General features: G+C 66.5%; 1 protein-coding gene and 3 pseudogenes. 1 reads left to right on the forward strand and 3 read right to left on the reverse strand.

Annotated features, from left to right (window positions below; translation table 11 throughout):
* The 3 genes and pseudogenes from ACFV8T_RS45560 to ACFV8T_RS45570 form a co-directional block, all read right to left on the reverse strand.
* A partial coding sequence (locus tag ACFV8T_RS45560; protein WP_385339799.1) for a transposase occupies positions 1-105 on the reverse strand: 105 nt, incomplete at its 3' end.
* 60 nt (positions 106-165) lie between these two features.
* Positions 166-674 (reverse strand): annotated as a pseudogene (locus ACFV8T_RS45565) (GNAT family N-acetyltransferase).
* 84 nt (positions 675-758) lie between these two features.
* Positions 759-959, reverse strand: a pseudogene (locus ACFV8T_RS45570) (IS256 family transposase); the annotation flags it as partial.
* A gap of 171 nt (positions 960-1,130) precedes the next feature.
* Between ACFV8T_RS45570 and ACFV8T_RS45575 the strand changes: the two are divergent.
* Positions 1,131-1,274, forward strand: a pseudogene (locus ACFV8T_RS45575) (IS5/IS1182 family transposase); the annotation flags it as partial.
* Positions 1,275-1,620 lie beyond the last annotated feature (346 nt).

A 1,620-nucleotide genomic window follows, 5' to 3' on the forward strand; every position in this document is an offset into this window, starting at 1 on the left:
CACCCCGAGGTCGGTGGCGACCGACTTGATCGTCGCTCCCGGACGCGACCGGTACAGCGCGACCGCGTCTGCCTTGAACTCGGCGGGGTAGTGCTCCATCCCCACAGGGACTCCGTTCTCCTGGACCATCAAGATCCAAGTCTCTCCGGTGTCCAAAATCCGGGGTCAACGCCCGCCCTCGATCGCCTCCGGCCAGTCCCCGGTGAAGTTCCGGACGAAGGACAGGCCCGACTTCTCCATGACGCGGCGGGACCGGGTGTTGACGGTCATCGTGTTCGCCGTGACCCGCTCGACCTCCAAGTTCGTGAACCCCTTGTGGATCAGGGCCCGGGGCCTTCGGTGGCGTAGCCGTGCCCCCATGCCGCCTGGTTCAACCGGTAGCCGAGCTCGAACACGGCGGGGCTGTGCTCGTTCAGCGGCCGGAACTCGAACCAACCCAGGAAGGTACCGGTGGTCCTCTTTTGCGCGGCCCAGTAGCCGCGGGTCCCCCAGCACGGGTAGTCGTGCAGGAGTCGCGGCAGGGTCCGCGTCTCGATTGCCTCGCGGTTGGTGGGGCGGCCTCCGTCGATGAAGCGCATGACCTCGGGGTCGTTGTCCAGGGCGAGCAGGTGGTCGGTGTCGGCCGTCGTGAACGCGCGCAGGACGAGTCGGTCGGTCTCCAGGAAGTTGGTCATGCCGCGATCTTCACCACGGGTTGGCGGGCCTGCCACCGGTTTTCCGGCCGGCGGTAGTCGGTGGGGTTCATGCCGCGCGGGCCGCGGATCTCTCGCTAGGACGCCCCGCTCGAAGCCGGCCCCGGCACCGACCAGCGCGACGAGGTGGGGTGCGTTCACGGCCCGCCACCGCTGCTGGGCAGACTCCACCAGCTTGAAGACCATCGCCAAGGCGGCGGCCGCGCTGCCGGCACCCTTCGTGACCTTGGTGCGGAGCCGAACTGGCTTTGTCGACGAGAGCGGGTTCTGCACAACTTCCGTGATGCCGCCCCGCCTGTACTCGTGCTCGCGCCGGGCCAACCTGCTGACCTGCTGTTTCCGCTCACCTACCGAGCCGATGCGGCGATCGGACGGCCGTCATCACAGAAGTTGTGCCAGAACCCGTTCTCGTGAACAAAGCCACCGAACCGTTGCGAAATGCACGCCCGCCGCCACGCGAGGGACTACGAACGGCTCGTCCAGCACTCCGAGACTCTAATCACCTGGGCCGCCATCACCCTCATGATCAGGCGCCTCGCCCGGAAAGGCGCGACCCCCAGCTGGCCGAAGAATCCGACCGCTGCCGACGGCTGACCGGCGAAGGTCAGCTGGACGAATGAAGCCTCACCCCATCCACTTGGGCAGAGCAACGTCAAGCCCGGCCATGCGCCATCAGGGCTGCGTGAGGCAACGTCAGTACACCGCTCGGACCGGCAAGCTCCGTGCGCAAATACGCGTGTCTGACCGTTCGAGGCGATGAGCTGTTCGAGCTGGTGGACGCGGTGCTGTGTGCGCCGGGTGCGATGCACTCGGCGGTCGAGCTGACGCTCCTAACTGATCGTTTCAGAATGCGGTTCGGAGTCGTCTCAAGCAGATGATGCTGCAGGCGAGTTGGAGCAGACCGAGATGGAGGTCGGCGTGTATCTCG

Source organism: Streptomyces sp. NPDC059832 (genome assembly GCF_042731715.1).
In the GTDB taxonomy this organism is placed as follows: Bacteria; Actinomycetota; Actinomycetes; order Streptomycetales; family Streptomycetaceae; genus Streptomyces.